The organism is Streptomyces sp., from assembly GCF_050698815.1.
In the GTDB taxonomy this organism is placed as follows: Bacteria; Actinomycetota; Actinomycetes; order Streptomycetales; family Streptomycetaceae; genus Streptomyces.
Window position 1 is genome coordinate 1 of the sequence record NZ_JBOHCV010000793.1, and the last position, 11080, is coordinate 11080.

General features: G+C 72.4%; 11 protein-coding genes and 1 pseudogene. 6 read left to right on the forward strand and 6 right to left on the reverse strand.

Annotated features, from left to right (window positions below; all coding sequences use genetic code 11):
• Window positions 1-67: 67 nt before the first annotated feature.
• A complete protein-coding gene (locus tag ACRDP3_RS28385; protein WP_431519888.1) occupies window positions 68-589 on the reverse strand; it encodes a DoxX family protein in 522 nt (173 codons plus the stop codon).
• A gap of 136 nt (window positions 590-725) precedes the next feature.
• Here ACRDP3_RS28385 and ACRDP3_RS28390 point away from each other — a divergent pair, with 136 nt between their 5' ends.
• From ACRDP3_RS28390 to ACRDP3_RS28400, 3 genes are all read left to right on the forward strand, one after another.
• Window positions 726-1187: a MarR family winged helix-turn-helix transcriptional regulator gene (locus ACRDP3_RS28390; protein ID WP_431519889.1), complete on the forward strand. Its 462-nt coding sequence runs from the start codon at window positions 726-728 to the stop codon at window positions 1185-1187.
• A 145-nt stretch (window positions 1188-1332) separates the two neighbouring features.
• Complete coding sequence (locus ACRDP3_RS28395; RefSeq protein ID WP_431519890.1) at window positions 1333-2532, forward strand: MarP family serine protease; 1200 nt, start codon at window positions 1333-1335, stop codon at window positions 2530-2532.
• A gap of 86 nt (window positions 2533-2618) precedes the next feature.
• Window positions 2619-2990, forward strand: a complete 372-nt coding sequence (locus tag ACRDP3_RS28400; RefSeq protein ID WP_431519891.1) for a GntR family transcriptional regulator — start codon at window positions 2619-2621, stop codon at window positions 2988-2990.
• 28 nt (window positions 2991-3018) lie between these two features.
• On the opposite strand, the gene ACRDP3_RS28405 is transcribed toward ACRDP3_RS28400, so the two are convergent.
• The 3 genes from ACRDP3_RS28405 to ACRDP3_RS28415 all read right to left on the reverse strand — a co-directional run bounded on the left by ACRDP3_RS28405 (window position 3019) and on the right by ACRDP3_RS28415 (window position 5596).
• Complete coding sequence (locus tag ACRDP3_RS28405; protein ID WP_431519892.1) at window positions 3019-3651, reverse strand: hypothetical protein; 633 nt, start codon at window positions 3649-3651, stop codon at window positions 3019-3021.
• A gap of 127 nt (window positions 3652-3778) precedes the next feature.
• Window positions 3779-4354 (reverse strand): NADAR family protein, encoded by a 576-nt coding sequence (locus ACRDP3_RS28410; RefSeq protein WP_431519893.1) that lies wholly within the window; start codon window positions 4352-4354, stop codon window positions 3779-3781.
• Window positions 4355-4444: 90 nt separating this feature from the next.
• On the reverse strand, window positions 4445-5596 hold the full coding sequence (locus ACRDP3_RS28415; protein ID WP_431519894.1) for a DUF5925 domain-containing protein: 1152 nt from the start codon (window positions 5594-5596) through the stop codon (window positions 4445-4447).
• 186 nt (window positions 5597-5782) lie between these two features.
• Between ACRDP3_RS28415 and ACRDP3_RS28420 the strand changes: the two genes are divergently transcribed.
• Entirely contained in the window at window positions 5783-6049 is a 267-nt protein-coding gene (locus ACRDP3_RS28420) for a hypothetical protein (protein ID WP_431519895.1), read from the forward strand.
• Window positions 6050-6127: 78 nt separating this feature from the next.
• On the opposite strand, the gene ACRDP3_RS28425 is transcribed toward ACRDP3_RS28420, so the two are convergent.
• Both ACRDP3_RS28425 and hmgA read right to left on the reverse strand, forming a co-directional pair.
• The gene (locus ACRDP3_RS28425) at window positions 6128-6880 is read right to left on the reverse strand and encodes a GntR family transcriptional regulator (RefSeq protein WP_431519896.1); all 753 of its coding nucleotides are present in this window, start codon (window positions 6878-6880) and stop codon (window positions 6128-6130) included.
• Between the two features lie 42 nt (window positions 6881-6922).
• Window positions 6923-8293, reverse strand: coding sequence for a homogentisate 1,2-dioxygenase (gene hmgA, locus ACRDP3_RS28430; protein WP_431519897.1), 1371 nt, complete (start codon window positions 8291-8293; stop codon window positions 6923-6925).
• 240 nt (window positions 8294-8533) lie between these two features.
• On the opposite strand from hmgA, the gene ACRDP3_RS28435 reads away from it, so the two are divergent.
• Both ACRDP3_RS28435 and ACRDP3_RS28440 read left to right on the forward strand, forming a co-directional pair.
• Window positions 8534-10870: a molybdopterin oxidoreductase family protein gene (locus ACRDP3_RS28435; RefSeq protein ID WP_431519898.1), complete on the forward strand. Its 2337-nt coding sequence runs from the start codon at window positions 8534-8536 to the stop codon at window positions 10868-10870.
• A gap of 57 nt (window positions 10871-10927) precedes the next feature.
• Window positions 10928-11080: pseudogene (locus ACRDP3_RS28440) on the forward strand (aldehyde dehydrogenase family protein); the annotation flags it as partial.

Below are 11080 nucleotides of genomic sequence, written 5' to 3' on the forward strand. Positions count from 1 at the left end.
GTCCTGTTAAGGGGTGACTAATCCGAGGCTCAGACAAGGCCGGCGTCGCAGGCCCGCTGACCGGTGGTCAGTCGCGGGCCAGCAGCACCAGGACCGCCGCCAGCACGCCCAGCACCACGGCGGCCGCACCGTGGCCGAGGCGGTGTGCGCGCAGGCCGGGCAGCAGCCGGTCCGCGGCGTAGCGGCCCGGGCCGGCGAGGGTGAGGGCCGTGGCGGCGGCGATGAGCAGCAGTTCGTACTCGACCCCCTTCGGGGCGAAGAACCCGCCGCCCCACTTCACGGCGACCGCGTTGATCATCGTGCCGAGGACGGCGGCGCCGGCCAGCGGGGTGAGCAGCCCGAGCAGGAGGCCGATCCCGCCGAGGGTCTCGGTGAGCCCGGCGACCAGCGCCATGGTCCGGCCGGACGGGTAGCCGGAGGCGCTGAAGAACTGGCCGGTGCCGTCCAGGCCGGGGCCGTCGAACCAGCCCAGGAGCTTCTGCGTACCGTGCACGGCCATCGTCGGACCGAGCACGAGCCGGAGCACCAGCAGCCCGGCGTCGTGCGCGTGTGTGGAGGGGCTGCCTGCGGTGGTGCGGGGGGAGGTCATGACGATGTCCCTACTGCGTCGGTGCGTGCGCGCGGGCGGTGGTTCGGACTGTGTTCATTCGTTCGAATGCGAACCATGGAGTGCGGCCAGACGCTAGCCGAACGTTTGAATTCGAACAACCACGTAGACTGTTTCCATGAGCGACACCAGGTGGCTGGACGAGCGGGAGATGGCGGCCTGGCAGGGCTTCCTGCAGGCGAGCAACCGGGTCGGGCGCCACCTGGAGCAGCAGCTGAAGGACGAGGCCGGGCTGACCCACCCGCAGTACGAGATCCTCGTCCGCCTCGCCGAGGCCCCGGACAGCGAGATCCGGATGACCGAGCTGGCCAAGCAGCTGATCACCTCCAAGAGCGGACTGACCTACCAGGTCGGCCAGTTGGAGAAGCGCGGCTTCGTGCGCCGCCGCTCCTGCCCGACCGATGTGCGCGGCGTCTTCGCCGTGCTCACCGGCGAGGGCCGCCGCGCGCTGGGTGACGCGGCGCCGGGGCACGTCGCCGCCGTACGGGAGGTCTTGATCGACGTACTCGACGAGGGGGAGCTGGAACTGCTCGCCGAAGGGCTGGGACGGGTCGCCGGCCGCCTGCGGGAAAGGAATTGAGCATCCGGTCGCGTGCCTTTGGTCACATGCGGAACCAACCTGGTGCCATTTCGCGTTGTGTTCTGCGACAGCGACCGGCCGGAAGGACGAGTAGCCCGGACACCGGGCATGGAGAGCTTCGGCGAGTGGGGCGAGAGGGAGTGCGGTGAACCTGCTGGATCTGCTGTTGCTGCTCGCGGTGCTGGTCTTCGCCGTCTCCGGCTATCAGCGCGGCCTTGTCGCCGGCTTCGTCTCGCTGGCGGGATTCGTCGGCGGCGCGGTCATCGGCGTATGGCTGCTGCCGTTCGTGCTGGACACCGTCACCCCGGGCACCACCGGCGCCACCGTCGTGGCGCTGCTGACGGTGCTGGCGCCGGCCGCGATCGGGCAGGCCCTGGCCGCCCCGCTCGGCTGGCGGCTGCGCGGCGCCCTGAGCTGGACTCCCGTCCGCTGGGCCGACGGCGCCGGGGGAGCGGCCATCAACGCCGTCGCGGTACTGGTCGTCGCATGGGTGGCGGCGAGCGCCCTGGCCGCCTCGCCCTCGCCCGCGCTCAATCACTCGCTGCGCGGTTCCGCGGTGCTGGGCACGGTGCAGGACCGGATGCCGGATCAGGCCGCGGGCTGGTTCAACGAGGCGACCGGCGCGCTGACCACCGCCGGGTTCCCGCCGGTCTTCAACCCCTTCGAGAACGAGCCGGGTGCCGCCGTCCCCGAACCCTCCGGCGATTCCGTCACCAAGGCCGCGGCCGACGCCGCCCGGCGCAGCACCGTCAAGGTCGAGGGCGTGGCGGACGTGGACGGAAGCCCGCGCGGCCAGGAGGGCAGCGGATTCGTCTACGCCGAAGAGCACGTGATGACCAACGCCCACGTCGTGGCGGGCGTCGACGACCCGACCGTGCGCATCGGGGGCGTCGGCCGGCGTTACGAGGCGAAGGTCGTCCTGTTCGACCCGGCCGCCGACGTCGCCGTGCTCGACGTGCCCGGAATGCGCGCGCCCGCCCTGGAGTTCGCGGGCGACGCCTCCCGTCGCGGCGCTCCCGGCGTGGTAGCGGGCTACCCGGAGAACGGCGGCCTGGACCTGCGCGCCGCCGCCGTCGCCCAGCGAGTGCGGGCGCAGGGGCGCGACATATACGGCGACAAGGTCAGCACCCGCGACATCTACGCCATCCGGTCCCATGTCCGCCCGGGCAACTCCGGCGGGCCCCTGCTGACCACGAGCGGCAGGGTCGCCGGGGTGATCTTCGCCCGCTCCACCAGCGACGCGGGCACCGGTTACGCGCTCACCTCCGACCAGGTACGGGAGCGGGCGCAGCGCGCCGCCGACGCCACCCAGCCGGTCGACACCGGCAACCGCTCCGCGCTCTGACCGGTCCGCGCCGCCGCGTCTGGTTTCCGCCGCGTACGGGAGAATCGGCACCGCACCCTCGCCCCCGACCCGCAACCGGAGACCACGTGCCCCTGCAGATCGTCCTGGACCCGGCCGCGCCGGACGCCCCCTACGAGCAGCTCCGCGCCCAGATCGCCGATCAGGCGCGCGGCGGGGACCTGCCCACCGGCTACAAGCTGCCGACCGTGCGCGGGCTGGCGGAGGAGCTGGGCCTGGCGGCGAACACCGTCGCCAAGGCGTACCGCGCGCTGGAGTCGGACGGTGTGATCGAGACGCGGGGGCGGAACGGCACGTTCGTCGCGGCTGCCGGGGACGCGGCGGCGCGCGAGGCGGCGGAGGCGGCCCAGTCCTACGCACGGCGAGTACGGCGGCTCGGCCTGGACCGCGCCGCCGCACTCTCCGCCGCAGAGGACGCGCTGCGCGCGACGTACGGCTGATCCGTGCCCGACAGGCAAGGGGAGCGGATCAGTTGAGCTTGCCGACCGCCGTCTTCGTCGTCCGGGTGAAGGCGGGCACCGGCGCCTGACCGAGATCGCCCATCTCGCCCCAGCTGACCGCGGTCACGGTCCGCCCGTCCCGGCCCACGCCGATGAGGTGCACGCTCGGCTCGGAGTCCGGGATGGAGACGTGCACGCCGTACACGTGCGCGCCGTCCCCGGCCCGCACGGGGCCGTAGTCCTGCCAGGAGGCGGTGCCGCCCGGCGTCTCGCGCAGCCAGTCCGCGGCGCAGGCGGCGACCTGCTTCTCCAGTGAGCGGGCCAGCCTGGCCGCCGTCGTGCGGCCGGCGGTGGTGACGCTGACCTGCGTCGCGCCGGTGTCCAGGTCGGTGTGGAACGCGCGGTGGTAGGTGCCCCTGGCGGGCAGCGCACCCTCCAGGCAGAAGGGCTCCGGGTCCGGCAGCCCGGCCGTGACCTTCCCGGCCCACCAGGGTGAAGAGGAGTGCGGCGGCAGGTCGGCCGGAGCCAGAAAGCCGGGGACCCGGGCCTTCGTCCCCGCTTCGGCGGCGGCCCCCGGGCCGCCCGTGCCGACTGTCAGTCCCACAGCGGCGGTTACCGCGAGCGCGCCGACGGCGAGAGCGCGGAAGGGATGTGTGCGCATGATCGGGACCTTTCCCCCGTAATGGTCTGTCACGACAACAGACCATCGGACCCGGCGCAGGGTTGTAGGGGTTCGTGGGCCGGGGTTCGCGGGCCGGCGAGGCGACGCAGGGATGCCCGGAGGGGCCCTACGAGCCGTCCATCGGGGCGCCGGTCCGCGTGAGCAGCCGGGTGCGGGCCTCCATCAGCGCGAAGCCCAGCAGGTTGAGCCCTCGCCACTGGGCCGGGTCACGCACCCGGGGGTCGTCCGCGGCCAGCCCGACACCCCACACCCGGTCCAGCGGACTGGCCTCCACCAGCACCCTGCTGTTGGTGCCGAGCAGATATTCGCGCAGCTCACCGTGGTGCTCGAACTTCCGCACGCAGCCCTCGACCACGACGGCGAACCGCTCACGCTCCCACACCCGCGTGTCGAAGCCCCGCACCGTGCGCCCGGCGGCCTTGGCCTGCCGGGGGGTCGTGGCGGCCGTCGCGCGGTGCTCGGCTTCCTCGTCACCGAACAGGCGCGCTTTACGGGCCATCATCCAGTGCTCGGCCGTGGCGTACTCCACGCCGTGCGCGGTGAACGGAGCGGGCCACCACTGGCTCAGGCAGCCCTTCCCCACGCCGCCGTCGCGCTGCGGGCGATGCCCCCAGAAGTAGAGGTACTTGAAGCGCTCACCGCGTCCGGCACGCTCGGCGAGTTCAGCGACGTTGTCGACCATACGGTGATTCTGGCAGCGGACACCGACATCGCTCGACCTGTTAAAGGGCCGTACCGGTGGGGGAGTTGGGCCGGCTCGCGGGCCGGCCCCTCAGAGATACAGCCCCGAGCCTTCCCGCTCGGACTGCGAGGGCACCGACGTCGGGGACGAGCCCTTGCGCAGCGCGAACAGCTCGGCCAGCGTGGCGCCCGTACGGCCCACGCCCTCCTCCGCGCCCAGCCAGCCCACCGCCTCCGGGCGGCTCAGCGCACCGACCTCGATGCGGGCCAGACAGCGCCCCGGACGGACGACCGCCGGATGCAGCCGCTCCAGATCCTCGTTCGTGGTCACGCCCACCAGCACGTTGCGTCCCTGCCCGAGCAGTCCGTCCGTCAGATTCAGCAGCCGGGACAGCGCCTGGCCCGCGGCATGCTTGGCCTCACCGCGGATCAGCTCGTCGCAGTCCTCCAGGAGCAGCAGCCGCCAGCGCTGCTGCTCCGCTTCGGAGTCGTCGGCGCCGATGGCGATGTCCATCAGGTAGCCGATGTTGTTGAACAGATGCTCGGGGTCCAGCACGCAGTCCACCTGGCACCAGTCGCGCCATGAGCGGGCCAGTGTGCGCAGCGCCGAGGTCTTGCCGGTGCCCGGCGGTCCGTGCAGCAGCAACAGCCGTCCGGAGATCTCGGCCGGGGTGATCTTCATCAGCGCGTCCATGGCATCGGCCACCCGCGCCGTGTAGTTGGGGCGTACCTCCTGCCAGGTGCCGGCGGTGATGGAGCGGGTGGTGCGGCGCGGGCCGCGCATCGGGGAGTGGTACCAGAACCCCATCGAGACCTTGTCCGACTGCGGCTCCGGCTCGTCCTCGGCGCCCTCGACCGCCTCGTCCAGCTGCTTCTGTGCCAGCTCGCCGCTGACCGCCGTCACCGTGACGTCCGCGCCGTGGCTCCAGCGCGACACCAGGGCCGTCCAGCCCTCGCCCTCCGCCAGCGTGGTGCTGCGGTTGTCCGCCCGCGCCTCGCGCAGCACCGTCGCGCCCGCCGGCAGCAGGGTGCGGCCCTTCCTTACCCGGTCCACCGAGTGGCTGCGCGAATAGGGCTGCTCACCGTTGGTGAAGCGGCCCAGGAAGAGGGCGTCGATGACGTCGGAGGGCGAGTCGGTGTCGTCGAGGGTGAGGTGTGCCGGAAGGGTGTGCTCGGGAGGGGTCGGCGAAACCGGAATCTCACTCCTGTCGGTGGTCGCTGCCGGGCGGCGGTTGGCTGACATGGCACCCATGATCCGCCATCACCGGCACCGGCGCACGCACGTTTACTGGCGGTGATGTTGCGTGGCGGTGTTCGTCAACGCGCTTGTGGGGCAGGTGAATCCTGTGACCGGGATACACGCGTGGCGCAGTCGGGCGATAGGGTTACTCTGCCCGGGCCGGGTGCCCTCGTATGGGTGGGGAGTGTCATGGAACAGATAGCAGTGAGCGGCAGGGCGCGAGTGCCTGCGATCAAGTGCGGTACGAGCGCGACGAGTTCGCGTCTCGACCGGCACTTGTCTGTGCTCGCGGGCCCGGCCGTGCCACAGGGCGAGACGGAAGCGGCGACTTCGCTGATGCGCGAGATCACACGACGTGACACCGCGCGGAGCCGGACCGGAAACCGGAGCGCGCGTGTCTCGCTGTTCGCGCCGCTGCGCAAGCTGCGCCGCACGCTGTTCGGCGGGCGTGGCTGAGCGCGCTTCCGTAGACCCCTACCTGTGATCGCGGGGCCGCCGACCGGACATCCACCGGTCGGCGGCCCCGCTGTCATGTCAGCGAGCCTCGACCGTCACCGAGAAGGAGAACCGGTCGCCGCGGTAGTGGATGAGGACGACGTCCACGACCCGGCCGTCCGCGTCGTAGGTCACCCCTGTGTAGTGCAGGATCGGGCTCAGCAGCGGCACCTGAAGCAGCTTCGCCGTCTCCGGCTGGGCCAGCCGCGCCTCCACCGTGTCGGTGATCCGGCTGATCCGCACTCCCACCCCGTCCCGCAGGACCTTGGTCATCGGCCAGCCGCGTTCGAGGTCGGCGGGGTCGATACGCGCGGCGACCTCGGGGTGGATGAAGTTCTCGGCCCAGTTGGTGGGTTCGCCGCTCTCCGGGTCGTGGCGCAGCCGGCGGTAGGCCGTGGTCTCGGGCAGGCCCGGGAAGTGCTCGGCGAGTTCGGCCGGTACGGGTACGGAGCCGTGCCGCAGCAGTGTCGTACGGTCGCCCGACTGCTGGGCCACGATGGTGTCCACCGAGCCCAGCAGCCGTACCGGCCGTGACCGGCGCGCCTCTGGCTCGATGAAGGTGCCGCGGCGGCGGTGCCGGCTGATCAGCCCCTCGGTCTCCAGCTCCTTGAGCGCCTGCCGCATGGTCAGCACGCTCACTCCGTAGTGCTCCGCGAGCCGTTCCTCGGTCGGCAGCCGCAGCGGCGCACCGGGCGCGCGGCCGAGTATGGACGCGCGCAGCGACTGCGAGACCTGATACCACAGCGGCAGCTTGCGGTTCAGCTCCAGCGAGTCGGGAGCGAAGACGGTCACGGGTGCCTCCCGGGCCGTACGGTCACGGACGACGGCCGTGCGTCATGAGAAGTGGCGCTCCAGACCCTGCCACACGTCGTCGTAGCCGGCCTGGACGTGGTCGGCCTCCAGCGCCTGTGCGGTGGGGACCACCGGCCAGCGCGTCTCGAACATGAAGGCCAGCCCGTCGTCCACCTTCTGCGGCGTCAGCTCGGCCGCGCTGGCCCGGTCGAAGGTCTCCCGGTCGGGCCCGTGCGCGGACATCATGTTGTGCAGTGAGCCGCCGCCCGGCACGAAACCCTCGGCCTTCGCGTCGTAGGCGCCCTCGATCAGCCCCATGTACTCGCTCGTCACGTTCCGGTGGAAGTAGGGCGGCCGGAAGGTGTCCTCACCCACCAGCCAGCGCGGGGCGAAGACCACGAAGTCCACGCTCGCCAGACCCGGGGTGTCGGAGGGCGAGGTGAGCACGGTGAAGATGGACGGGTCCGGGTGGTCGTAGCTGATGCTGCCCAGCACATTGAAGCGGCGCAGGTCGTAGACGTAGGGGACGTGGTTGCCGTGCCAGGCGACGACGTCCAGCGGCGAATGGCCGTACTGGGCCCGCCACAGATTTCCGCAGAACTTGCTGATCACCTCGACGGGACGGTCCACGCCCCGCCCGGTGTCCTCGGCGCCGGTCTCGTAGGCCGCCACCGGGGCCAGGAAGTCCCGAGGGTTGGCCAGCCCGTTGGCGCCGATCGGACCGAGGTCGGGCAGCTCGAAGGGCCGCCCGTAGTTCTCACACACGTAGCCGCGCACCGTGTCCGCCAGCAGCTCGACCCGGAAGCGCACACCGCGCGGAATCAGCGCGACATCGCCCGGCTCGGCCCGCAGCAGCCCGAACTCGGTGCGCAGCAGCAGCCCGCCCCGCTCCGGCACGATCAGCAGCTCGCCGTCGGTGTCGCTGAAGACCCGGTCCGTCATGGAGGTGTCGGCGGCGTAGAGGTGCACCGCCATGCCGGCCCGCCGGGCCGCGTCACCGTTGCCGCCCACCGTCCACAGCCCGGCGAGGAAGTCGGTGCCGCGCGGCGGGTCGGGCAGCGGGTTCCAGCGCAGCCGGTTCGGGTCGGGGGCCACCTCGGTGAACGGTGCCCCGCGCAGCCGGCCGTTGTCCATCCGCACGAAGCGCGGGTGCGCGGCGGAGGGCCGGATGCGGTAGAGCCACGAGCGGCGGTTGTGTGCGCGAGGCTCGGTGAAGGCGGTGCCGCTCAGCTGCTCCGCGTACAGGCCCAGTGGCGCGCGCTGCGGAGCGTTGCGGCCCAGCGGGAGCGCCCCCGGAACGGCTTCGCTGCTGTGCTGATTGCCGAAGCCGGAGAGGTAGCTCAGCCCTTCCGCCGTCTTGCGTGCCCGCTCCTGGCCGCTGGTGCCGCCGCTGCCACCGGTGCCGAGACTCATACGTGCTCCCGCCGCTCACGAATTCCTTTACATGACCATAGGAATGCGAGGGGGCCACGTCAATGACGCGGGCGGGCGGCGGGTTGGCCGGCCCGCGTCCGGACGATCAGGACGGGACAGGACCGGGGGCCCGGGACGTAACGCAGATCACGTTCGCCCGCGGCACGGGTGAAGTGCCGCGCACAGGGCCTACAGTCGGGTGGCACCGAGTGACATCAGCGCCGTACGCGAGGGAGCACGATGACCGGGACCGGTACACCCAGCACCTCCACCGTCGGCACCGGTACCGGTTCGGAGACCGGCGCCGCGCTGCGCATCTGCCCGCTGTGCGAGGCGACCTGCGGGCTCAGCGTCACGGTCGAGGGCGAGCGGATCACCGGTGCGCGTGGTGACCGTGAGGACGTCTTCAGCCGCGGTTTCGTCTGCCCGAAGGGCGCGTCCTTCGGGCAACTCGACAACGACCCCGACCGGTTGACCCGCCCACTGGTGCGCGGCGCGGACGGGAAGCTCGCGGAGGCGAGCTGGGACGAGGCGTTCGCCGCCGTCGCCGCCGGACTCGGTGCGGTGCTGGCGGACGGCGACCCGCACGGCGTCGCCGTCTACCTCGGCAACCCCAACGTGCACAGCATGGCCGGGGCGCTCTACCCGCCCCAGCTGCTCGGTGCCCTGCGCACCCGCAACTTCTACACCGCCAGCACCCTCGACCAGATGCCCAAGCACGTCTCCTGCGGCCTGCTCTACGGCGATCCCCTCGCCATCCCGGTGCCCGACGTGGACCGCACCGACCACCTGGTGATCCTGGGCGCCAATCCGCTGGAGTCCAACGGGTCGCTGGCCACCGTCCCCGACTTCCCCGGCAAGCTCAAGCAGCTGCGCCGCCGCGGCGGGCTGCTCACCGTCGTCGACCCGCGCCGCACCCGTACGGCCCGGCTCGCCGACCGGCATCTGGCGATCCGGCCCGGCAGTGACGCGCTGCTGCTGATGGCCATGGTGCAGGTGCTCTTCGCCGAAGAGCTGACCGACACCGGCGTCCTCGGCCCGCATCTGACGGGCGTCGAGGAGATACGGGCGCTCGCCGCCGACTTCACTCCCGAGGCCGTCGAGGACGCCTGCGACATCCCCGCCGCCGAGATCCGCGGCCTCACCCGTGAACTGGCCGGCGCGGAACGGGCCGCGGTCTACGGACGGGTCGGCTCCTCCACCGTGGAGTTCGGCACCGTCACCAACTGGCTGGTGGACGTGGTCAACACGCTCACCGGCAACCTCGACCGCCCCGGCGGCGCCATGTTCCCCCTCTCCGCCACCGCGCGGGCGCCGCGGGCCGCGCAGCCCGGCCCGGGCTTCCCGCTGGGCCGCTGGCACAGCAGGGTCAGCGGACATCCGGAAGCCAAGTCGGAGCTGCCCGTCGTCGCGCTCGCCGAGGAGATCAGCACCCCCGGTGAGGGGCGGGTACGGGCGCTGCTCACGCTCGCCGGCAACCCGGTGCTCTCCGCGCCGGACGGCGAGGGGCTGGAACGGGCGCTGGGCGAGCTGGACTTCATGGTGAGCCTCGACCCATACCTGAACGAGACCACCCGGCACGCCCACGTCGTACTGCCGCCTGCCCGGCACAGCCGGTCCGGGCACTTCGACTTCGCCTTCAACGCCCTGGCCGTACGCAACCAGGTCCGCTACACCCGCGCCGTCATCGAACCCGGGGAGGGCGAGCTGACCGAGGAGACGATCATGGCGCGGCTGCTGCTCTGCCTCGGGGGCACGCCGGACGCCGACCCGGGGACCGTCGACGAGAAGATCATCGCCCGCACCCTCGGCAAGGCCGCCGCCGACCCGCACTCGCCCGTGCACGGTCAGGACCCGGACCTGCTCGCCGGGCGGCTGACCGGGCGGGACGGCGTGGAGCGGCGGCTGGACATGATGCTGCGGCTCGGCCCGTACGGCGACGGCTTCGGCGCCGACCCCGACGGGCTGACCCTGGCGAAGGTCCTCGACCACCCGCACGGCATCGACCTGGGCCCCATGCGCCCGCGGCTGCCCGAAGCGCTCCGCACCGGCTCCGGCACCGTCGAGCTCTGCCCGGAACCGCTCCGCGCCGACGTGCCGCGGCTGCGCGCGGCGCTGCGTGAACGAGCCGCCGGCGACAGCCTGGTGCTGGTCGGCCGCCGTCATCTGCGGTCCAACAACAGCTGGTTGCACAACGTCCCCGCGCTGCGCGGCGGCAGCAACCGCTGCACCCTGCAGATCCATCCGGACGACGCGGCCCGGCTCGGCCTCGCCTACGACTCCCGAGCCCGGGTCAAGGGCGCCGGGGGAGAGGTGACGGTGCCGGTGGAGGTGACCGAGGCGGTGCGCACAGGCGTGGTCAGCCTGCCGCACGGCTGGGGCCATGACCGGCCCGGCACCCGGATGCGGGTGGCCGCCGACGACCCCGGGGTCAACGTCAATCAGTTGCTGGACGGCACCCTCCTGGACCCGCTGTCCGGCACCGCGGTCCTCAACGGCTTCCCGGTGCAGGTCGCTCCGGCCGCTCCGTCCCCCACTACCTCCGGCGTGGGTGGTACTCCCAGCCCTCCTGAGTGATCCACGGCACCCGCCGGCGTACTGACACCCCGGACCAGCGAGGCTAGTTTGACGTTCATGCAGGCACACGACGCTATGTACATCGACGGCGCCTGGCGGCCGGCCGCCGCGCCGGAGAAGCTCGACGTCGGCAACCCCGCCGACGGCACGGTCATCGCCACCGTGCCGGCGGGCGGTGAGCGGGACGTGGCCGCCGCCGTGGGGGCGGCC